Source organism: Paenibacillus sp. FSL R5-0887 (assembly GCF_038002305.1).
Lineage (GTDB): Bacteria > Bacillota > Bacilli > Paenibacillales > Paenibacillaceae > Paenibacillus_AQ > Paenibacillus_AQ odorifer.
The window spans coordinates 29,055-49,892 of record NZ_JBBOCE010000001.1; the positions used below are offsets into that span (position 1 = coordinate 29,055).

The window sequence follows — 20,838 nt, forward strand, 5'->3', positions numbered from 1 at the left end:
GAAATTCAATGAGCAGCAATCTTGTAACTAACACGTATCCGATTCCCGAGCTTCCCCAGATTCCCGAACGGACTTTTGCAATCACGGATTATGGGGCAGAAGAGGGGGGATTAACGCTATGTACCTCTGCTATTCAGGCTGCACTGGATGCCTGCGCTTCGGCGGGAGGCGGAAAGGTTGTTATTCCCGCTGGCATCTGGCGCACAGGACCCCTTACTTTACGTAGTCGAATTAATCTGTATGTAGACAAGGGGGCGTTGGTGCAGTTTGACCCTGATCATACCTTGTATCCGTTACTTTCTTCCCATTATGAGGGGAATGCCGGCTGGCGCTGTCAGGCTCCGCTCGATGGAGAAGCTTTAAGCGATGTGGCAATAACCGGTGAGGGGATATTCGACGGCAGTGGCGAAGGCTGGCGCCCAGTGAAGCGGTTTAAGATGACCGAGAAGCAATGGGAGCGTTTGATCGAATCTGGAGGAGTGCTTGATCCGCAGGGCGAAGTATGGTGGCCTTCCCGGGAAGCCATGGAAGGTGAGGACTTCTGCCGGAAGCTGTGGGACAAGGGAGAAACTAGTATGGAGGCTTATCTGCCTGCTCGTACGTATCTTCGTCCGACGTTGCTTAGCCTGCGCAATTGCCGGCGGGTGCTGCTGGAAGGGCCGACCTTCCAGAATTCACCTGCCTGGTGTCTTCATCCCATTGGCTGCGAGCAGATTACCGTACGAAATATTCAGGTACGTAATCCTTGGTATTCGCAGAACGGGGATGGCCTTGATTTGGAATCCTGCACGCATGCTCTAGTTGAGCACAGCAGCTTTGATGTGGGTGATGACGCCATCTGTCTCAAGTCAGGCAAGGATGAGGAAGGCCGTAAGTGGGGAATGCCCTGTCAGTATATTACCATCCGGAATTGCACGGTATATCACGGACATGGAGGCGTTGTGATCGGCAGCGAGATGTCCGGAGGTGTCCATGCAGTTCGAGTTAGCGACTGCCTGTTCATCGGCACGGACATTGGCCTGCGGTTCAAAAGCACCCGGGGAAGAGGCGGTGTGGTGGAGGATATTGTAATGGAGAATATCAACATGACTGGCATCATCCACGAGGCTGTATCCTTTCATATGTTCTATGCAGGGGTTGAAGGATCGGAAGGGTATGACGAGCAGTTATTTTCGGTTACAGAGGAAACTCCGCAATTTCGGAAGATTACCCTGAAGAACATCGTGTGCCATGGTGCAGCAACCGCACTATTAGTGAACGGACTGCCGGAGATGCCGCTTGCTGATCTAACCATTGAAAAATTCCACGCAGTGAGTGACCGGGGAATTGTGCTGCGGCATGCTACGGGGCTCACGCTGGATCGTATCCGGTTGCAGACTTCGCAAATGCCGAAGATAACAGCGCATAGATGCAGCCACGTCACGCTCACTCATTCCGAAGATTTGACGATCACAGAGAGATAAAAAAATTCTATGGATGATGGAAATCCGTCTTGAACTTCCGTGGGTGTGACCTTGCTTCTTTTCGGTATTGGAGCGGGGTCAGACCGGTTGATTTTTTGAATGTTTTATTGAAATGGGAAAGATGTTCAAATCCGACAGCGGAGGCGATCTCCTGGATTTTGCCTGTAGATCCGACAAGCAGCCGTTCGGCTTCCCTTACGCGGACATGAACGATGTATTCCCGAAAGTGAAAACCCGTCAATCGGTGAAATACACGGCTCAAGTATGAAGGACTAATGTAAAAATTACTCGCAGTCTCTTCCAGAGTAAGGGCCTCACGGTAGTGATCACGGATATAGGTGGCTACATCCGTTACTAGATGATGGAGCGGATGTTTCGTCCCTCCAGCTTGTGAGATACTCTCTGAACGCTGGAGGAGAATCATCAGCTCGGAGAATAAAGCGATTACGCTGGTTTCGTAATACGGGCGCTGCAACCGGCATTCTTCCAGCATCCGGTTCATTAGAATTTCCGCTTCGTCCTGCTCGCGCAGGGTCAGCTTGAACAAGCGGTACCCGCGGTCATGAAACCAGATGGCTTCATTCTGCAGGGATGGCGGTAGAAGAGCAGGATCATAGTTGATCAGAATCCGCTCGAATTCGGCTACTTCCGAGCTTGCTGTGGAATGAAGCTCCCTTCCGGAGATAAGAATAAGCTCACCCTTATGAACCGTAATGACTCGGTCGTCCACAAAGTATACCCGCTCCCCTTGTATCAGATAGTACAGCTCGGCTAAGTCATGGCTGTGGGGACGTGGCATAGCAGTGATGCCTTTACGTTTCATATGCTGGATGCTGTAGCGGTCTTCTTCAATATGATATTTGTGATTGGGGCTAGTCAGGGTAGTCATAATTCTCCTCTTCTCTTACGAAGCGTTACGGTTATTATAGAATAAACTCAGGTTGATAGGAAAGGAGCCGCAGATGTTAATTACAGTCTCTAAGAGTGTCGACGAAGGATTCAGTAGTCTACAGGCAGCATTGGATTCAATTCCACAGGAACACAAGGAAGAAGTGACGATTCGGATCAAACCCGGCATTTACGAGGAAAAAATTACAGTGAAACAGGGAACGCCTCCGGTTCTGCTACTGGGGGAAGACACGAATTCCACCATCATTACGTGGTCAGACAACGCGCACACTTTAGGTCCGGACGGAGAGCCGATTGGCACATTCAAATCCGGTACCCTGAATGTATTCGCTGAGCATTTCACCGCTGAAAATCTGACCATTCGAAATGCATCAGGTCCCGGCACTGGCCAGGCGGTGGCTGCTTTTGTTGATGCTGGTCATGCTGTATTCCGGCGTGTACGCCTGCTGGGTGATCAGGATACTTTGTATACAGGGCAAGGAAAGCAATATTATAACGAATGTTACATTGAAGGCGATGTGGATTATATTTTTGGCGCGGCTACGGCTTTGTTTGAACGTTGCCGGCTGCATAACAAGCGTTCCAGAGGATATATAACAGCCGCATCAACGCCTGAAGGCGCACCGTTTGGTTATGTATTCCTCGATTGTGAAATTACTGGCGGTCAAGGTGTAAGTGAAGTGTATCTTGGCCGACCTTGGCGCCCTTATGCACATGTGGCTTTTATCCGCACGGTCATAGACAGTTCGATTATCGGCGAAGGCTGGCATAATTGGGGGCAGCCGGACAGGGAGGAAACTAGCCGCTATGAAGAATATGGCAGCAGTGGACCGGGAGCCAATCCCGAAGCCAGAGCTGCATGGTCGCGGCAGCTGATTCCACAGGAAGCTGCGGAGTATAGGGTGCTGACCGTGCTTGATGGCTGGCATCCTGAAGGATATTAAGGAAGGAGCACTTCGGATGGAGCCTCTGGAACAATACATGAAAGAACTAGCTGGTTCAGCTCAACGCAACTCGGCTTTCAGCAAAGACATACCCTTTCAGCAATGGCGTGATGAGCTTAGCACAGCATTTACGAAGCGGTTAGGTGGCTTTCCAGAAATAGCTGAGGAGCTGCAACCGGTTCTGCTGGAACGAACCGTCTGCTCCGGGTATACCCGTGAACGTATAGAGATAACTACCTATGAAGGGTTGCGCATGCCGCTGTATCTTTTGATCCCGGATCAGCCGTTCTCTACCCCTGTTCCTGCCGTTCTTGCCATTCATGGACATGGCTATGGAAGCCGGGAGATCGTAGGCTTGAACCCGGACGGATCGGATCGGCAGGGAGATCCAGGGCTGCACAAAGACTTCGCTGTTTCACTGGTAAAACAGGGCTTTGTAGTGGCAGCCCCGGAGCTGCTCGGCTTTGGGGACAGACGATTGGAAGAAGACCTAACAAGCGGGGAGCCTGGACGTAATTCCTGCTTTCGCCTGTCATCCGCATTGTTGATGGTTGGGAAGACAATGGCCGGCTACCGTATCTACGAAACCATGCGGGCACTGGATTATTTGCAGACAAGAAAAGAAGTTAAGGATGAACGAATTGGAATTATGGGTATTTCCGGCGGGGGACTGGTGGCTGGCTTCACAGCTGCACTTGACGAACGAATCGCTTGTGCGGTCGTAAGCGGGTATGCCAATACTTTCGCAGACAGTATTCTGACACGCAATCATTGCCTTGATAATTATATTCCAGGGATTTTGCTGGAAGCGGAGATGCCTGACCTACTGGGCCTCATTGCCCCTCGTGGCCTGTTCCTCGAATCGGGAGATGCTGATCATCTGTTTGGCCCGCGCGGAACAAAATTAGCTTTAACCCAGTTGCAGACGATTTACAGGTCGGCGAATCATATCGGACAGGTAGAAGCGGACTTCTTCACCGGAGGTCATGAGATTCATGGTGAACCAGCCTTTGCCTGGCTGCGCAAGCAGCTCAACTGAGCATAAGATTAGACTTCATATGGATGACAAACGAAGGAGGAATAAGGATGTCTATAACTGAAGCAACAACCGTTCGCTTGTCCAGTAAAATCGCGAGTACGATTCTTGGAGGGTGCAACAAGCAGGGAGAGCATGAATATGTGCTGGAAAGATGGGCTTATGTTCCGGGCATGCTGCTGATGGCAATGGCCCGGGCGGGTGTTCAGCTCGACCAGCCTGAGTATGTCTCCTTTATGGAGCGGCATATGGACACATTTATTGGAGAGGATGGTTCCATCCGTACCTACAGGCTGGAAGAATACAATCTGGACCAGATTAACGAGGGGAAAAACCTGTTCTTGCTATACCAGAAAACCGGAGAAGAACGGTATGCTGAAGCAGCCCATTTGCTGGCCGCACAGCTTATTGGACATCCCCGCACCTCCGAAGGGGGATTCTGGCATAAGAAGGTATACCCTTTCCAGATGTGGCTGGACGGGCTGTACATGGCATCGCCATTCCTAGCGGAATACGGCAAGGTTTTTCAACGACCTGAACTGATTGACGAAGCGGCGCATCAGCTGCTGCTGGTTGAGCGGCGGACCCGTGATCCACGGACCGGTCTGCTCTATCATGGCTGGGATGAATCCAAAGAGCAGGAATGGGCTGACTCGTCTACCGGATTGTCCTCTCATTTTTGGAGCCGGGCGATGGGTTGGTATGCGATGGCTGTGGTTGATTGCCTGGAGCATTTTCCGCTCACTCATCCGCAGCGGGGGACGATCATTGGCATTTTCCAGCGGATGTGCGGCGCGCTTCTGGAGGTTCAAGACAAGGAGACTGGCCTCTGGTACCAGGTGTTAGATCAAGCGGGGAGAAAAGGCAATTATCTTGAAGCTTCCGGCTCGTGCATGTTTGTTTATGCGATGGCTAAGGGACTAAGATTAGGTTATCTGGAATCCTCTTTTATAGAGGCGATGTTGCAAGGGTATGAAGGCATTTTGACGCATTTGACTGAAGAGGATGAACAAGGTGTGCACTTGCACCAGATCTGTCATGGAGCGGGTCTGAGCAAAGACCGTAATGGCTCATACGATTACTATATCTCTGAGGACGTATTGTCGGATGTGCCTATGGGCGTCGCTCCATTGTTATTAGCATCACTTGAGGTGGAACGGTACCAAGCTGAAAAATAACAGAAGCCCAATCATTCCCTCTGAAATGGAATGATTGGGCCTTTTTTTGCTGCCAGATATATATTTATTAGCGTTTCAGCAGATCCTCGCGGATAGGTGTGAAGACATCGAGCAGCGCAGAGTCTGCTTCCAATGCGGTTACACCGTGCTTTGCATCTGGCGGTATGGCAATACTTTGCCCCGCGGTTACCTTATGCTTCTCGCCGTCAATACGAAATTCAAAGCTTCCACGCAGACAGTAGCTCATCTGCTCGTGAGGATGGCTATGCTCATAGCCCTCGGCTCCCTTTTCGAAATGAACCTCCATCATCATCAGACTGGCTGCAGCGTTCAAGATACAGCGTTTAACTCCCGGTTCTGCTGGTTCCCATACTCCAAGATTGCTCATGTTCTAATCTTCCTCCTTGTATATAGTTATCGGGGCATGGCGATGTGAATTCTGCCTGCCTCAATTCTTAATTGGGTTGCTTCAGGTTGCCCGGATGTTGACTCAGATTCTCCGAGCAGCCTAAGCGGTCCGAGACCCGGAACAGTAACAAGGTGTTCCTCCTTGGTGCCGTTGATGGCGGCGATAAACCATTTTCCATCCGTACGGGATATCCTGTACAAGCGTACTCCTTCGACAGCCTCTTCATAATCAAGCTGTTCAAGCTGTAGTGAAGAAGCATCTTCTGTCCGGGGATGAAGCAGAATGACGTAATCGCTTGTACCACCATAAACACGGAAATGTTGCTGCTCTGCCAGCGGATAATTCCCGGCGACAGCGCCTTCTCCCACTGTAATCACTGGAAGTTCTGGTTCGGCGATATAAGCGCTTAGGTGCTTGCCGTTCAGGCAAGCTGCATCAATGGATTGCTCCATTATACTTGCATCAGTACTGAGTGTATGCAGATTCCAGACGCTGTTCGATGCTCCCTCAATTCGATCCCATATCAAGTAGACGTTAAAGCCTGCTTTAATGAACAAGAAATTCCGCTCATATTCTCTGGCGTTAGCCTCTGGAATAAGACTGCTGGCATGATCTAACTCTTCTGAAAAGCGTACTTCCTTGCATGTGCTTTGCAGTGGGCCATTGGCAAAATTTCCGAATGAATCGGTAAATTGAACAACATTATGAGCTGCGCTGGACACATACCAATGCCGATCTCCGTTATAGTAACCTCCCGTTCCAGAATCAAGGGTTACTGGAACACCATCTGCCCAGATGGAGAAGTGCCCTTCATCATGATGAGCGTGATAAGTCAGCGGAGACGCCTCGTAGATTGCATAATGCTGAAGGTTCTGTTCTCCGTTGCGGAAGATGACATAACCGATATCGGGATAATGTACGGAGTCGAGTGCAGGCCTTTGTTCTGTTAAGTCGGGCTGTGGATATAACAGCGCGACCAGAGGCAGAGGAAATGCGCCACTATCCTCAATAGGTTCTCCGCCGTGCTTCCACGTCCAGAGCATTTCCCCGGCAAGCTGGGGGTCTTCGTCCATATAGAATGGGGCCGCATATCCAAGCAAGCGAAACCATTTTTCCTGCACATTGGCATCGCCGACCGCTGGTGTAAGCAGGATGGGGGAGCCAGAAGAGCCGCCTTGAATAATATCTGGTGCAGTCACTGTTCCGATTAGGAAACGGTACATGCCCTTTACCTTCTCATGCTTGAAATAATCAATGCCCTTCAAACGCTTTAATAGGACGAAGAAGAGAAAATAGCGATGCAATACTGCGCCATGGTAGCGAATATTTTCTGGCCATGCGCCGTCTGAATCCACCACTTCTGCCAGCTGCCAGTTGATGACAGAGAGGGCATGATCAAGATATGCCTCACTTTGTTTTTCATTGGGAAAGAGGAGGGCATATACACCCAGTCCGGTTGCCCGGTCGGCATTCCAATTACTGCGTTTTCCCCCCTTTTCATCTGGGAAGGTCTCCAGATCAAACCGGTAGTAGTGGGTATCCATCATCATGTCTGCGATATAGCGGAAATGAGCGAGAAGTTCGGTTTCTTCTCCAGTGAGGAATACACTGCTGCCAGCAATCTGATCGTAGATTACCGAAGCAGCAGCGAGCCCCCTCCCGATATGCACCGCGCCGTAAGTATCATCGTCATGCCAGCCGTCTCTACGGAAAATATCCATGCCTACCCGCATATCGGCAAGCATGTACTGGAGCTTTTGCTTGGCTCGAACCGCAAATTTACTTTCACCCGTGGTCATATACATATTGGCGTCCGCTCCTGTAGCCTCCAGCAGGTAGGCCCAATTGGTAAGCGTCGGCCGATTAAAAAGCGGGGAGAGCAGCTCAGTTCCCAATGGCTGCCCCGCAGCATTTAGAAAATGGACCCAGATGCAGATTCCTTCGCCTAGAGGAGCTTCCAGACTGAGCACCGTCTGCACGCTGTAATGATCACCTTCGTATACAGGTATGGTCTCTCCATAATGAAGGATTGTCAATCCTTTCACTTCCTCATTACTGATGCAGATACATTGCAAATCGTCTGCCAGACTAGCGCCAGAAGGGGTTACACCAGATGGCTGGAGACCCTGCTGCCAGCTGGCCAATTTCTCTAGATATACTGTGCTTCCGTTTTCTCGGTCTTGACTCCACCCCAGCATCCCAGATTCTAGACCGCCATTCGCTAGTTCAACCGGCAAGCCAAGCTGCGAATGAGTCAGACGCAAGCCCCCGATGCGCGCCGTGCCCTTTCCCCGAATCTGTACAGAAAGCTTGAGGAAGGCCGTTCTGGGAGGGGTTTTAAAAACAAAGGGTTCTACCCGGAACACCCCGAGTTTATGGAGGGGCGCAGCAGCTTCTCGGCTGGCAAATTGTTCAGACAGCTGTTGTTGTCTTTCGTACTCTTGCCGGACCTTGGGAAGCTGTTCGATTCTAAGGCGTATGCCCTCCAGCTCTCCTTCGGTATAACATCCGAAGGGGCGTGTACCGCCACCATATGCTGAAATCATCGGTAGTTCTAACCTCCTTGTAAAGTAGTCATGGTTCGTGGGTGAGCTTTCTCTTAATTAGTATAAACGTGGCTTTACGAAGGACGGGATAGATAAACAAATGAAGGAAAGGGGACAAAGCAACTGAAAAAGTGAAATTCTCCCCCAAGCGCAGTCGCTTTCTCCCTAACCGTTACGAACGGATAGAATTATCATTAAGGACATAAGCTTAGTCCAATGGACAGGAGGAACAATAAATGAATTTATCAAAACGTCAAATTAACGCCTGGACCTTCGTTGCTCCCAGTTTGATTCTGACGCTGGTTTTTGGAGTATATCCGATCTTTTGGGCTCTGAAGTACATGTTCTATGATTACCAGGGTTTCGGCGAACCCTTGTTTATCGGGCTGGAGAATTTCGAGCGCTTATTAAGGGATCAGGAATTCTGGAAGTCAGTGGTCAACACCTTTATCTACGCTGGAGGCAAGCTGCTCATCACCTTGCCATTATCATTTTTACTGGCGGTTGTCCTCAATCGTGCTTTGAAAGGGCGGCAGCTGCTAAGAGCGATTTACTTTATGCCGACCGTAATCAGTGCTTCGGTTATGGCCATCGTATTCTACGTTATCTTTAATTCATACAATGGGATGGTTAACCAGCTATTGGTCGGCTCTGGAATTATTTCCGCTCCGATAGATTGGCTAGGGCCCAAATATGCCTTACTAACAGCTATTATGATTGCGATATGGGGGGCTATCGGTAACTATATGCTGCTCTTTATCGCTGGTTTACAGAACATTCCTGAGGATCTCTATGAGGCGGCATCTATAGATGGAGCTGGACCTTTCAGAAAAATGTGGAACATCACCGTTCCCATGCTCGGACCTGTATTGCAAATGATCATTATGCTCGCTATTACCGCCTCCCTAAAAGGCTACGAGAGTATTATGGTGCTTACCGAAGGCGGTCCTTATGGCAAGACGGAAGTTATGTACCTGTACCTGTATAAGCTGTTCTTCCCTGTATCCAGTGGGGGTACAAGCATTCAGCAATTTGGCTACGGTAGTGCGGTTGGTTTTGCCACAGCAGTTATTGTAGGTCTGATTACCTTAGTCTACTTTTATGTATCTAAAAAGCTAAATGATATCTATTAAAAGAGAGGAGAATGAACAGTGAGTACATTACATGCGGAGACGAAGAACACTTCGGTCCAGCCTGTCCGGTCCTTCAAGACCCGAGCGGTGCTGTCCCGGACCTTGCTGTGGATTTTTCTACTTATAGTGGCGGCTTTTGCGTTGTTTCCGATTATTCTGGCTTTTTTTGGATCCCTTAAGACCAATCTGGAGTTGACGACAGGAACCACCTTGCTGCCTAAGTCATGGCAGATTGGAAACTACGCGCAGGCTTGGAATTCGGCTAACTTTGCCCGCTTTACATGGAACAGTGTGTTTATCAGTATCTTTACCACCTTAGGCACTCTATTCATTGGAACGATGGCCGCATATGCGGTAGCGAGAGTCGATTTTTACGGGAAACGTATATATGTTGTAATTCAGTCCTGCACGCTGTTTATCTCGATCGGTGCTGTGGTGCTTCGGCCGCAATTTGACCTTATGGTAGCGCTTAATCTACAGAAATCGTTATGGGGTGTCATTATTATTCTGATTAGTGCGCATGCCACGGCATTTTTTATGTTGATTGGTTTTGTACGAGCGATTCCGAAGGATCTGGATGAGGCTGCTTTTATTGACGGCTGTAATTTCTATAGCGTATACTTTCGAGTTATCTTACCGCTTCTGACGCCCGCCCTTGGAGTCACGGCGCTCTGGACCTTCCGCGGAGCATGGAACGAATATATTCTGCCGCTGGTTTTTACCATGACACAGCCAAAATTACAGACACTCACCGTAGGGTTGGCGGGGCTAAAATATGGTATCGGCGATGCGGCGCAACCTCAATTGATGCTCGCGGGTGCATGTCTGTCCATGTTGCCAATGATTGTTGTCTATATTTTCGCTAATAAATCGTTCATGCAGATGACAGCTGGCTCTGTAAAGGGCTAAATTCGGGGCGGGCTTCGGACAGCTATTCAAGAAGGATGTGAATACATGCTGAAGGCCTGGGTTTATCGTACCTCTTTGAAGAAAAGAATATGGCTATCTTTTACCGCACTGACGGTATTCTGTATTTCTGTCACCGGTTTATTGGCTTACTCCATCGCTTCTCGGGCGATGGAGCGTAACTCTGTCGAGTTAAATCAAAATGTGCTGACTCAGTCAATCAATGTCCTGGACCAGAAGTTAAAGCAAATCATTGTGGCTTCCTCCACGATGATGTTGAGCGAAGCTTATCAGCAGACCATCCGGGATATTAAAGCTCATAATATGGAACGTTTTTTTGCCAATTTTTCTATGCTGCAAGCGCCCTTCACGCAGGTAGAGTTGACGGAAAACTCCATTGAATCTATCTTGATCAGTACGCCGGACGGGGATTTCTACTCTACCAGCAATCAGCGCAGAACCTTGACCCCGTTTCTAGAATCTTCGCTGTATCAACGGATTAAGGAGAAACCTGAAACCAATTGGGTGGAGAGTCATCGGGACGAGCTATTTGCCGGGAAACACCATGTTATTTCCCTAGTCTTGCAGCCGCTTACAGACAATTATGTCCCTGATCTATTTTTGATCGTTAATGTAAAAGAGGACATTCTTGAAGATACTGTAAGTGGAGGCGGGAGTCTTGGCTCCGCGCGTTTTTTACTGATCAATAAAGAGGGAACAAGCGTCTTCGGAGACGGGAGACGTCCGGAATGGTCTCGGGACTCTGTGTTTTTGGACAAACTGAGGGAAGCGGACCGGGGTAATTTTGAATATTCTGCTGGGGATGGGCCAATGCTGCTCAGCTATGCCAGTTCAGGGTACGCAAAAGACTGGGTGTTGGTCAGCTACCTGTCCAAAAAGGAACTGCTGCAACCTGTTCGGAGTATTCAATGGCTGGTGTTGATGATCATGGCGGCATGTATCGTCATCGCGCTTTTCCTTGCAAGGTATCTGTCCGCTTTGCTACTGGGACCGCTGCTGAAACTGCAACGGACGATGTCTCGTGTTGAGCAAGAGGATCTCAGTGCACGCTTCCAGAGTCCTTTCCAGGATGAGATTGGGGAGGCGGGACGCAAATTTAACCAGATGTTGGACCGGATTGGTGAGTTGATTGCTGAAGTCAAGGATACAGAAAAAGAAAAGAGAAAAGCGGAGATCAAGGCGCTTCAGGCGCAGATCGAGCCTCATTTTTTATATAACACATTAAACACGATTTTCTGGAAATGTGAGATGGATGAATATGAAGATGTGAAACAGATGGTCATTTCGCTGTCTGCACTGTTTCAGCTGGGACTGAACAACGGGCAGGAAATTACGACCTTAGGCAAGGAACTGGAACATGTCCGCCAGTATCTAAACCTTCAGCAGCAATGTTATGAAGGGTTGTTTGACTATACAATTGATGCCGGAGTGGAACTGCTGGAGCTTCCTGTGTTGAAAATTATTATTCAGCCCTTGGTGGAGAACTCAATCCTGCACGGCCTTAAGGAATTAAGGGGAGGGGGAGTGATCCGGATCTCTGTAGAAGTAGCCAAAAACACACTGCTCATCCGGGTTACCGATAACGGAACCGGCATGAATGCGGAGAAACTCAATGCCTGGCTGAAGGAGCCGAACGGTAGTGGAGGTTACGCTCTGTCTAATATATGTAGCCGACTGCAGCTGTACTACGGCAAAGAAGCCGGATTGGTCTTTCGAAGCAGTCCGCGTGTTGAAACCGAAGCTGTTCTATCCATTCCTGTGGAAGGGGGAATAAATCCTGAGCGCCCATTCAATTAAAATATGTATTGTTGATGATATTCCTGCAGTGGTCCGCGGATTGTCGCAGCGGATTCCTTGGGAGGAACATGGGATTGTGATCGCGGCCACCGCGGCAGACGGGGAAGAAGGTCTGGAGCAGATCCGCAAGCATCGTCCTGACATCGTATTGACGGATATCCGAATGCCTTTTAAGGATGGTTTAGAGATGATGCGGAGCATCCAAGCCGAGCAGCCAGGCATCAAACTGATTTTTTTGACGGGTTATTCTGATTTCACCTATGCCCAGGAAGCAGTTAAGCTGGGTGCCTTTGATCTGATTGTAAAACCGTATACCAAGGTTCAAGTGCTTGAATCCGTATTGAAGGCCAAAGAAGTGTTGGAACGGGAACGCAGTCAAGCTGAGCAGATGATGGGCATGGAACAAAAGCTGCGCGAGAGCTTACCTTATTTGCGTCAGGAATATATGCGTCTGCTCATCCGTTACGGCACTAGGCAGCAGCACTTGAGCCAGCAGTGGGATTTTTACAATATCGAGATGAATAACCATAACTTTTGCGTGATGGTAGCGGAAGTGGATTTTTTTGTGGAACGTACATCAGAACTTACGGTTTCCGAGGTGGAATTAATCCGCTTTGCCGTACAGAATATTTTGGAAAATACAATATCCGAATACACTCGGGGCATTGTGTTCCGGGAAAATGTGAATCAGTTCGTTATTGTGATGAACCCTCTGGCGGAGCCGAATATGGAGCAACTTGCAGAGAAATGCCGGGAAAATGTACATCGGTATACGTACCAGACGGTATCCATTGGACTGGGTGGAGAGGTGGAGGAGGTAGGGCAGCTTTCTGCTTCCTATGCGCAGGCGCTGTCTGCACTTGCGAACACCTTTCTGAACGGTGGGAACAGCGTGTACACCTATGTTGAAGATGCAGTCGTGAATGCCGTGCTACCCAGATACTCATATGACAAGGAGAAAGAATTGCTTTATTGTCTGCGTTCGGCGAATTTGTCCAAAGCAGAGGAGCAGCTGGATCATATTTGGCATGATTGGATTACTGCACCGGCAACGCCTAACCCGTCCATCGTTAAGACGTTATGTCTTGAACTGGCTCATTCTATCCATCGGATTTTTTCGGAAAAAGCAACGGATTCGGAAGTTAAAACTCTGGAAAATAAGCTTGCAGACATGAGCAGTGCAGTCTCTTTTGAAGATCTTAGCCGCCAGATTCGGGAATTTTGCCGTTTGGGCTGTACGTATTTGCAACAACGCCAATGCAGTGACGCGCGTATGCTTGTGGATCGGGCCATCACTCATATCAATGGAAATCTGCAGCGAAATCTATCCGTCGCGGACTGTGCACGGGAGGTGCATCTTAGTCCTAGCTACTTCTCCAATCTTTTTAAAAAGGAGACGGGAATGACACTCGCCCAATATATTATCGGGAGACGAATGGACAAAGCCAAGGAGCTGGTGCTGGAAGGCATACAGGTTCAGGATATTGCCATCTCTTTGGGCTATGAGGATCGACCCTATTTTACAGAGCAGTTCAAAAAATACACCGGAATGACGCCGACTGACTTTCGTGCAAAATATACCTTGCCCAAAGTGGAGGGAAACAGTGATTTCGTCTCCCATTGACAGTTGTTTTCTCCTTCACTGATAAAAGGGCAGTGGAATTATAATTTTCTTAAGAAATGAATGCGATTTCAAAAGAAAAGGGAGGCATTTTAGATGAAAAGAAACAAATGGATATTAGCTGGGGTTTCGCTGATGCTGGCTGGCTCGTTGGCCGCCTGTTCATCATCCGAATCTAATACGGAGGTAAGCAGCAGCAATACAAACTCCGAAAAAACAAAATTGGTCTACTGGACCATTGATCGTCATGATTCTGATTTTATTGAGCAAAAGATCAGCGAGTATGAAGGTCTTAATCCCAATATCGAGATTGAAATGAAGGTTATGGCAGAGAACTATACCCAGTCGGTGGATATTGCCTTCTCCAGCATGCAGGCGCCTGATATTCTCCGGGTGGATACTTATAACGTGCCAACATGGGTCAAAAGAGGGTATCTGGAATCTTTTGATAGCTACATTTCACCAGAGATGAAGAGCCGGTTCGAGAACGTACTTATCAACGAGAAAAATACCGTTGACGGCAAAATATATAGCCTTCCCAATATCGGTCAGTTCTGGCGCCTCATTTATAACGTAGATTTGTTCGAGAAGGCTGGCATTACAGAGCCGCCTACCACACTCGCAGAGATGGTCGAGGATGCCAAGAAAATTACGGCAGCAGGAAAAGACATAGGCGCTTACGGCTTCGCGGGTAATTTCAAAAGTACCAGCGGATTTGAGCGTATCGCTTATCCAATAACAACACTTAGCAAGACTAAGGGCACAGAGGGCTTCGACTTCCAGACGGGGCAATTTGATTTTAGCGTCTATAAAGAGGTTGCTGAGGCGCTGCGGCAGATTAAGGTGGATGGAAGCATGATGCCAGGATCGGAATCGCTTGATATCGACCCGCTGCGTGCGCAATTCGCTCAAGGCAAGATCGGCATGTATTTCAACCATTCCGTTGAGCCGACGGTCTACAAAACCCAATTCCCAACTGAAATTCGCTGGGCAGCTGCGATTCCTCCAACCATTGACGGGGAGCAGAAGGGTGTCAGCCAAGTTATTGCAGGAAGTTATTTGGCTATGAGCAAGGATTCTAAGCATAAGGAAGAAGCTTGGAAGTTTATTGAATGGATGTACAGTGATGATGTGCAGATTGCTTACCAGGAAGCAGGGTATGGGGTTTCGGTTATTCCATCGGTTGCTACTGTTGCCAAGGCACCAGACATTGCAGGAATTGAAGATTTTCTGCCTACGAAGTTAGACGGAATTTATCCAGCGACTCCGATGGTCATTAGTGAAGGACGTCTGGAAGGACTAAAGAAGGTTGATGTCTTCAATAGATATATTTTTGGTGGTGGAGATTTAGATAAAGAGCTTCAGGACTTGAATACTCGCTATAATGCGGCACTTGAAAAAGCCAAAGCCGCAGGTGACACCGATATCGAAGCACAGCCGGACTTCGATGCAGGTTCCCTGCAGGGATCACTGGCCAAATAAATCGAAAAAGACGCCCCTTCGGCTTCGTATTAATACGAGCTAGGGGCGTCTTTTTTTTGATGACTATTAAGATAATTTTTATTCCTCAGTCGTTTTAGCTGTGCTCGGGGTTCCTTTGTTATTGTAGAGCCACAGCGCGTATTCCAGAGGGCGAATCAGGGCTTTGCGGTAAGTGGTTCCGTCACCTGATCTTGCGAACACTTCACGGGCGGGCTTTGGATTAACCTCCAGCACGTAAATTTTACCTTCGCGATCAATGGCGAGGTCCAATGCAAGCTCACATAAGGCTCCGTAACTTTCTTCCAAGAAGGCTGCGGCATCAAGACCTAACCTCTCGGCAGTCTTCATGACTTTATCGGTTTTATCCTGACTACCCAGCCATTCCTTCAGCAGCGTTTCCGCTCGAACGGCATGACCACCGCCATGAAGATTGGAGGTTACACTCCGCGCTGCACCGACCCGTGCTGCCATACCTGTGAGTTCCCAGACACCTTGCCCGTTCTTTTGAACGAGCATCCGGTAATCATGGAAACGTCCGCCCGGCAGACGTAATGGGATTCCCTGTTGGATAAGGAAACGCCCGCCGATACACCATTGCCGTACGATGGAATCCAGCCGAGTAGAAGAGACTTTACGGGTGGGAATGATTCGGCGATCCTGGCGACGGCCTTGAATATCATATACCCCACGCCCATCCTTCATTTTCTCAATTCTGAGAATGCCACGTCCGCCTGTGCCGTTTGCCGGCTTGATATAGACTACTGAATTGGTTTTCAGCATCCGGCGCAGGTCGGCAGAGGACTGATAGAGTAAAGTTTCTGGCATATGCTGCCGGAAACGGCTTTTTTGTGAGAATGTTTGGTGAATGGTCCATTTGTTGCGCAGTGGACGATTCAGAAATAACAGATGATTGTAGCGTTCTCGGAAACGAAGCAGTTGCTGAAAGCGTGAGCTGCGCTGAATACGGCAACGGTCATAAATCATGTTCGGAAAAGAACGCCATTTGCGTGACCATTTTCCGCTCTTGGGATCAAAGACAAGGGCATGGATCTGCTCTTTGCTGGGATGAACATCCATGGGGGTAAACACAAAGACATCCAGGCCAATTCGTTTGCCCTCGACGATCATTCTCCGGTACACGGCCTTTTCTTCAAGCTGCTTGGCTTCGTTAATATATAAAGTAAGAATGCCTAAGACGGGCTCTGGCACAGGAGTTCACCTTCTTGTGGAGAAATAGTAGTGCTGCCGGTATGATGGGGTGACCGGAGCAGTAATGTTGGCTTGCCGGTAGGACCAGTGGTAAGTGTGTCGGCAGCAAGGCCGATATTGAAGCACATCTTTAGGCTAGCAGTATTGTCGCAGGCAACACTGCATTGCAGATGCCCGAGGCGTTTCAGCTGGGCAGCCATTAAGGCAGTGCCGGTATGTCTATTCCGGTAGAAGGGGTGCACAGCGACAAGACAGGCTTCTGCACCGAAACCGGATACGAAGCTGACTCCTGCGAGCTGGCGCCCATTCTGACCGCGTACGGTAGCGACAAGCAGCGAGATACCCGGCTCTGACAACTGATCCGGTGTTAATCGGGCCAGTACTTTGCAAGCTTGGTTTGTGATTCGCTTCTCCCCATGCGCTCTTATAAACTCAAGCAGTCCAGCCAGCCGTGATTTCCACTGCTTGGCATTTGTGTCATAGATGGAGGATATCTGCATGCTGTGTCACATCCTTTTAATGATTTCTATTTAAACTGGCGCGCTAAATGCTGGCCGTAGTGAAAGATTCGCTCTAGGGATAGCTTGCGGATCGCGGGTTCATCAAATTTCATCGGCCGGGAGTTGGCCTCAAAGAACCAGAGTCCCCCATTCTCATCTACACCCAGATCCATCGACATCTCTCCGAGCATAGAGTCAGAAGCTCTTTCAATTTGTCTAGCGATAAGAAGGGCGGTTGTAGGCACGCTCTTCAGGATCATGGCTGCTCTTTCGGTTCCAAATGTACTTTCCAGCATGCTGGCAGGCTCTTCAATACTACCGCCGCGTGGTACATGTGTCGTTATACTTCGGGCACCGGCGAGGCGTGCACCTATGCCAGTGACTCCCCAGCCGCCTCTGCTGTTTTTTTGCAGCAGCACCCGCAGATCAAACGGTCTTCCCCGATGAGTCGCCAGTTCAATAGCCTGCTGCACAATATAACGAGAGATTCCTTTTTCTTTTCCGATTCTTGCCCAGAGCCGGTCCATGGAAGCTGCTTTGTACGTCACATTTTTTTTGCCGCTTTGAATTTGGAGCCGGTAAGGCAAGGCGGTATCTGCACGATATTTTAAGCGCATAATTCCTTTTCCTGCTTTGCCATTCTCTGGTTTAAGGTAGAGGCTGGTATGCTGGTTCAGCATGGCAGTAAGGGTGTTTGCACTGCGTAATCGTCTCGTTTTTGGAACATGCTTTGAGGTGGAGTGCGAACCCCTTAACCATTCGAACAGACTCCATTTATTGAAAAAATATGGATTATATAGCTTAATGCCTGGATGTTCCAGGCATTGAGCTATTTTACGTACTACAGCAGGTTTTTCCTCATCCTCACGGGTGGGAATTCGGTTATAAATGATTTGTGGAAGAGGTACAGGAATGCTGTACCAGATTTTACCGCTGGACGATGGGACATATCCGTTCACCATCCGTTCCTCAAGCTTGAGGTCACGGACAGTGATGACGTAGACAAGAAATCCCATTTCTTTGCCTGTGCGAATAATGTCCCGGAAGTTGCTGCGGTTGCCATTAAATTGCCGTACTTTATCGCTGGTTGTCAGTATGGCAATAACAGGTTTTGTATCTTCCGGATTATGGGTGCTCACATCTCATCCCTCCTGCGGAATTTGCTGAGGTATAGACAATGCTCCAGAATGTGCTCGATGGAAGCTTTGCCCTCAGCGCGCAGGGAAGGGTGACGGAAGATGGAACGACCTGGTTTGGCGTTGGCCTCGAACATCCAGATGTCTTCATCCTGATCAATTCCGAGATCAAAGCCAATTTCACCGAGCAAATGACGATGCTGGACTTCTAGTGATTCTGCCAGCTTGATGGCTGTAGTCTTTGCACGCTGCAGTACTTCATCAGCTCTTGCGCCGAATACACGTCCGAGTGCTTGCTGAGGTGTAAGCAATGCTCCTCCATTTTTAAGGTGAGTGGTGACACTGCCACGGCCGGCTTTTTTAGCGCCTATGCCGACTACAATCCACTGATTACTGCCGTTTTTATGCATATGGAACCGGAAATCAATCGGGCAGCCATCTATTTCAATGAGACGTATTCCCTGCTGAACTATATAATTTTGCAGATTTTGACCGTGACGCGAACGAAGCATACGCATAAGGGCTTCAAAGGTGGTAAAGCGTAAAAGAACGTTTTTTCCACCGCGGCGGTAGCGGGCAAAATACCCCTTTTTCGGGAGATAGGTAAGCCGGTAAATTCCGTGACCCAGACTTCCCGCAGAAGGTTTATAGTATACAAAATGATGGTGATCCAGCATTTCTCTCATTTTTTCCGTGGACGGATTGCTGTGGGTTTCAGGTACATATCGATTTGCCGCCCCATCATTTTCTAAAAGCTTATAGATATCGGATTTATTGAAAAAGCTCCAGTTAAAGTATGGAATTCTTTTCCGCATAAATCGTTCGCGAAGTTGGTTGATATAGGGTGAGGTCTCAGCTCTCCGACTGGGCAATCGATTATAGACAACATCAGGCAGAGGGACCATTTTTCGTTCAAACTTACCGCTTGAAGTCAAAAAATATCCATAGACCTGTTCCTGTTGCCAGTTGATGTCACGCGGCATAAAGGCAAATATATAACATTTGTTGCTGCCTTCCCGCAGTAATTGCTTGATGAACCCTGTGCGAGAACCGAAGGGCTGAGACGAGGAAGCAGGACCATCGGACAATATGCCAACTAAAGGTCCTAGCTGCACCTCGTCATTCTGTAGATTGCGTAAATAGACACCACCTGATTTCGGAACCTTGATAGCGCTTTTTACGCCTGAGGCGAGATATAGGTGATTTCCGGCGCGCTTGATGGGCTTGATCATGGTCGGGGTGGCATCTTTACCGAGCCTTAAGCGTATATTTTTTTTCCCCGTTAACTTCAAGCTTTTCATCAGTGCACCTGATACATATACAACTCTTTGGGGCTGCTTAGTGAAATGCACATTGCAAAAAGTGAGACTCATTTATGAATCCTCCTTAGGAACCATTGTTATCATTCTCCCGTTTGTAACGGAGCTGCCCGTAGATAGGGATGGTATCCGTCGTTGTGTGAGCAGTAGATGGCGCGCATAAGACAGTGGATTCTCGGCGGCGAGCTTAGCAGCCCGGCGGTCGCCCGTCAGCCGGAATACCGTGCGCCCTGGCTTGGAATTTGCTTCTAGTAAATGAATCCGACCGCTCGAATCAATACCGAAATCAAGGCCGAGTTCTCCAAGCCTGCCGCATGCAGCCTCCAGTAGGGGAGGCAAGTATGCACCTTCTGCAGCAAGCTCATGCATGATGTCTTTTCCACCCTGACCATATTCAGCAAGCAAAAAAGGCAGGGGAGAAACAGCTGTTCCGCCGCCATGCAGGTTCGAAGTCAGCGAACCTTGGTTACCCAGCCGTACGGCCATGCCGGTAAGAGTCCAGCGGCCAAGGCCATTCTTTTGCATCAATACACGCACATCGAACGGTTGCCCCTTACTATTCGTTAGGTGCAGGAAAGGCTGTATAATATAGCGGCGTGAGCCGATAAATTCATGAATCCAGTTCAGTCCTTCAGCCTGTGAGTCGAAAACATATTGAAAGGGTGTATTTGTTCCGTCACGCCCTCGAACTCTCATGCCTCTGTTCTGCAGTATGGCATGTAATGTACGTTTGCCATGGGTGCCGGCCTTGGGCTTTAGAAAGACTCCATATTCTCTTTCAGCAAGCATTGTACTTAACCTGCGGGTACCGGTATAGAGTACAGTTTCCGGCAGTATTGCCGCTGCTCTCCGGTCGCGCTTCAATATCTCATGTACACCCCATTTATCTGGCAAACCTCGAGACCAAGGCAGGGAACGATGAAGAGTAGAGAGAGCAGCGGAAGCTTCTTTTCTTTCTTTAGGACCTTCGTAAAAGCAGCGATTATAGACAATATCTGGCGGTGAAGAAGTAGTATTCTGCCAGCTTCCATCTTTCCAGGTATAGCCGGTAATGGAGGAACCGTCTGCCGCTACTCCGTCTGGATGAAATACGAGGACTTTTAGGTTGTATAGAGGAGCTGCCCGGCATAAATGACTGCAAAACTCTGGCTCGGCGATCGGTGGATTCCCGTTGCGGCGGCCTGTCATAATGCCGAGGAACCCCACTTCTGTTTCAGTCATCGTGTCCT

17 protein-coding genes are annotated in these 20,838 nt (G+C 48.9%); 9 read left to right on the forward strand and 8 right to left on the reverse strand.

Features of this window, described 5'->3' with window-relative positions; translation table 11 throughout:
• The first annotated feature begins 8 nt into the window (after positions 1 to 8).
• A complete protein-coding gene (locus tag MKY14_RS00120) occupies positions 9 to 1,463 on the forward strand; it encodes a glycoside hydrolase family 28 protein (RefSeq protein ID WP_340975453.1) in 1,455 nt (484 codons plus the stop codon).
• A gap of 7 nt (positions 1,464 to 1,470) precedes the next feature.
• Here the strand turns inward: MKY14_RS00120 and MKY14_RS00125 are convergent, their stop codons facing one another.
• Complete coding sequence (locus tag MKY14_RS00125; protein WP_076124866.1) at positions 1,471 to 2,352, reverse strand: helix-turn-helix transcriptional regulator; 882 nt, start codon at positions 2,350 to 2,352, stop codon at positions 1,471 to 1,473.
• 73 nt (positions 2,353 to 2,425) lie between these two features.
• Here MKY14_RS00125 and MKY14_RS00130 point away from each other — a divergent pair, with 73 nt between their 5' ends.
• The 3 genes from MKY14_RS00130 to MKY14_RS00140 are packed head-to-tail and all read left to right on the forward strand — an operon-like array spanning position 2,426 to position 5,530.
• The gene (locus MKY14_RS00130) at positions 2,426 to 3,316 is read left to right on the forward strand and encodes a pectinesterase family protein (RefSeq protein WP_076191130.1); all 891 of its coding nucleotides are present in this window, start codon (positions 2,426 to 2,428) and stop codon (positions 3,314 to 3,316) included.
• A complete protein-coding gene (locus tag MKY14_RS00135; RefSeq protein ID WP_254848713.1) occupies positions 3,291 to 4,355 on the forward strand; it encodes an alpha/beta hydrolase family protein in 1,065 nt (354 codons plus the stop codon). Before MKY14_RS00130 ends, MKY14_RS00135 begins: the two co-directional genes overlap by 26 nt.
• A 47-nt stretch (positions 4,356 to 4,402) precedes the next feature.
• Positions 4,403 to 5,530, forward strand: a complete 1,128-nt coding sequence (locus MKY14_RS00140; RefSeq protein WP_076278570.1) for a glycoside hydrolase family 88/105 protein — start codon at positions 4,403 to 4,405, stop codon at positions 5,528 to 5,530.
• Between the two features lie 67 nt (positions 5,531 to 5,597).
• On the opposite strand, the gene MKY14_RS00145 is transcribed toward MKY14_RS00140, so the two are convergent.
• On the reverse strand, positions 5,598 to 5,918 hold the full coding sequence (locus MKY14_RS00145; protein WP_036683993.1) for a cupin domain-containing protein: 321 nt from the start codon (positions 5,916 to 5,918) through the stop codon (positions 5,598 to 5,600).
• Between the two features lie 26 nt (positions 5,919 to 5,944).
• Entirely contained in the window at positions 5,945 to 8,485 is a 2,541-nt protein-coding gene (locus MKY14_RS00150) for a heparinase II/III domain-containing protein (RefSeq protein WP_340975455.1), read from the reverse strand.
• A gap of 236 nt (positions 8,486 to 8,721) precedes the next feature.
• Here MKY14_RS00150 and MKY14_RS00155 point away from each other — a divergent pair, with 236 nt between their 5' ends.
• The 5 genes from MKY14_RS00155 to MKY14_RS00175 all read left to right on the forward strand — a co-directional run bounded on the left by MKY14_RS00155 (position 8,722) and on the right by MKY14_RS00175 (position 15,445).
• Positions 8,722 to 9,618: a carbohydrate ABC transporter permease gene (locus MKY14_RS00155; RefSeq protein WP_038569654.1), complete on the forward strand. Its 897-nt coding sequence runs from the start codon at positions 8,722 to 8,724 to the stop codon at positions 9,616 to 9,618.
• Between the two features lie 90 nt (positions 9,619 to 9,708).
• Positions 9,709 to 10,527, forward strand: a complete 819-nt coding sequence (locus MKY14_RS00160) for a carbohydrate ABC transporter permease (RefSeq protein WP_076125141.1) — start codon at positions 9,709 to 9,711, stop codon at positions 10,525 to 10,527.
• A 45-nt stretch (positions 10,528 to 10,572) separates the two neighbouring features.
• Positions 10,573 to 12,342, forward strand: coding sequence for a cache domain-containing sensor histidine kinase (locus MKY14_RS00165; RefSeq protein ID WP_076124874.1), 1,770 nt, complete (start codon positions 10,573 to 10,575; stop codon positions 12,340 to 12,342).
• Positions 12,343 to 12,349: 7 nt separating this feature from the next.
• Positions 12,350 to 13,966 (forward strand): response regulator, encoded by a 1,617-nt coding sequence (locus MKY14_RS00170; RefSeq protein WP_256717495.1) that lies wholly within the window; start codon positions 12,350 to 12,352, stop codon positions 13,964 to 13,966.
• Between the two features lie 93 nt (positions 13,967 to 14,059).
• Positions 14,060 to 15,445: an ABC transporter substrate-binding protein gene (locus tag MKY14_RS00175; protein ID WP_038569657.1), complete on the forward strand. Its 1,386-nt coding sequence runs from the start codon at positions 14,060 to 14,062 to the stop codon at positions 15,443 to 15,445.
• 78 nt (positions 15,446 to 15,523) lie between these two features.
• Here the strand turns inward: MKY14_RS00175 and MKY14_RS00180 are convergent, their stop codons facing one another.
• The 5 genes from MKY14_RS00180 to MKY14_RS00200 are packed head-to-tail and all read right to left on the reverse strand — an operon-like array spanning position 15,524 to position 20,830.
• On the reverse strand, positions 15,524 to 16,654 hold the full coding sequence (locus tag MKY14_RS00180) for a YheC/YheD family endospore coat-associated protein (protein ID WP_076124880.1): 1,131 nt from the start codon (positions 16,652 to 16,654) through the stop codon (positions 15,524 to 15,526).
• Positions 16,636 to 17,154 carry a GNAT family N-acetyltransferase gene (locus tag MKY14_RS00185; RefSeq protein WP_076124882.1) on the reverse strand — a complete coding sequence of 173 codons (519 nt, stop codon included), beginning with the start codon at positions 17,152 to 17,154 and terminating at the stop codon, positions 16,636 to 16,638. The genes MKY14_RS00180 and MKY14_RS00185 overlap by 19 nt, the downstream gene beginning before the upstream one ends.
• Positions 17,155 to 17,180: 26 nt before the next feature.
• The gene (locus tag MKY14_RS00190; RefSeq protein ID WP_076124884.1) at positions 17,181 to 18,293 is read right to left on the reverse strand and encodes a YheC/YheD family endospore coat-associated protein; all 1,113 of its coding nucleotides are present in this window, start codon (positions 18,291 to 18,293) and stop codon (positions 17,181 to 17,183) included.
• Positions 18,290 to 19,663, reverse strand: coding sequence for a YheC/YheD family endospore coat-associated protein (locus tag MKY14_RS00195; RefSeq protein ID WP_036683976.1), 1,374 nt, complete (start codon positions 19,661 to 19,663; stop codon positions 18,290 to 18,292). The genes MKY14_RS00190 and MKY14_RS00195 overlap by 4 nt, the downstream gene beginning before the upstream one ends.
• Entirely contained in the window at positions 19,664 to 20,830 is a 1,167-nt protein-coding gene (locus tag MKY14_RS00200) for a YheC/YheD family endospore coat-associated protein (RefSeq protein ID WP_340975456.1), read from the reverse strand. It lies immediately after the preceding gene.
• Positions 20,831 to 20,838 lie beyond the last annotated feature (8 nt).

Excerpts from the sequence above, each read along its gene's own strand:
- MKY14_RS00120 (WP_340975453.1), top strand. The coding sequence starts at position 9 with ATGAGCAGCAATCTTGTAACTAACACGTATCCGATTCCCGAGCTTCCC.
- MKY14_RS00125 (WP_076124866.1), bottom strand. The coding sequence starts at position 2,352 with ATGACTACCCTGACTAGCCCCAATCACAAATATCATATTGAAGAAGAC.
- MKY14_RS00130 (WP_076191130.1), top strand. The coding sequence starts at position 2,426 with ATGTTAATTACAGTCTCTAAGAGTGTCGACGAAGGATTCAGTAGTCTA.
- MKY14_RS00135 (WP_254848713.1), top strand. The coding sequence starts at position 3,291 with ATGGCTGGCATCCTGAAGGATATTAAGGAAGGAGCACTTCGGATGGAG.
- MKY14_RS00140 (WP_076278570.1), top strand. The coding sequence starts at position 4,403 with ATGTCTATAACTGAAGCAACAACCGTTCGCTTGTCCAGTAAAATCGCG.
- MKY14_RS00145 (WP_036683993.1), bottom strand. The coding sequence starts at position 5,918 with ATGAGCAATCTTGGAGTATGGGAACCAGCAGAACCGGGAGTTAAACGC.
- MKY14_RS00150 (WP_340975455.1), bottom strand. The coding sequence starts at position 8,485 with ATGATTTCAGCATATGGTGGCGGTACACGCCCCTTCGGATGTTATACC.
- MKY14_RS00155 (WP_038569654.1), top strand. The coding sequence starts at position 8,722 with ATGAATTTATCAAAACGTCAAATTAACGCCTGGACCTTCGTTGCTCCC.
- MKY14_RS00165 (WP_076124874.1), top strand. The coding sequence starts at position 10,573 with ATGCTGAAGGCCTGGGTTTATCGTACCTCTTTGAAGAAAAGAATATGG.
- MKY14_RS00175 (WP_038569657.1), top strand. The coding sequence starts at position 14,060 with ATGAAAAGAAACAAATGGATATTAGCTGGGGTTTCGCTGATGCTGGCT.
- MKY14_RS00185 (WP_076124882.1), bottom strand. The coding sequence starts at position 17,154 with ATGCAGATATCCTCCATCTATGACACAAATGCCAAGCAGTGGAAATCA.
- MKY14_RS00195 (WP_036683976.1), bottom strand. The coding sequence starts at position 19,663 with ATGAGTCTCACTTTTTGCAATGTGCATTTCACTAAGCAGCCCCAAAGA.
- MKY14_RS00200 (WP_340975456.1), bottom strand. The coding sequence starts at position 20,830 with ATGACTGAAACAGAAGTGGGGTTCCTCGGCATTATGACAGGCCGCCGC.